At 26.2% G+C, this 511-nt stretch carries 1 pseudogene; it reads left to right on the top strand.

The features are described 5' to 3' along the window. Positions 1-511 (top strand): annotated as a pseudogene (locus tag IDG60_RS02285) (hypothetical protein); the annotation flags it as partial.

Here is a 511-nt window from a genome sequence, read left to right as displayed (position 1 = left end):
GAAAAAGTGTATGATAGTATAGATAATGAAATTTTAGAAATTTTCAAAAATATAGATCACGACTTCAGAGATGGAGTATCTGAAGAAATGATGAAACATTTGAAAGTAGTGAAACAGAATATAGAGCGAATAAAAAATCAAAATGATATTTATGGTAGGCAAATTGCAGAAATTAGAAGTATTATGAAACAACAAGATGCAACAATTTTAGATGGGAATTTCCAAATTAATTGTAGCGGCGAAAATATGGTACAGGGTCTAGTTATACCTTCTAATTATTTAGGAAGAAAAATGAAAATATTAAAAGACCATATCGATGATGGTATTAAAAAAATAGCAGACTATGTTCAAAGTATATATGATGAATATGCATCGAAAATTGTTGATGTAATAAAATATTTGATTAATACAATTCCCAAAATACGTAAGAATTTAAGACATGCAATTGAAATGTTAAATGTAAAAAAGAAAGAATTTTTGTCCCTGATTCCTAATGTAACTTGTAATTATA

The organism is Staphylococcus sp. EG-SA-2, assembly GCF_017152085.1.
The sequence above is the reverse complement of the archived record's forward strand: the minus strand, read 5'-3'. Positions and strand labels throughout refer to the sequence as shown.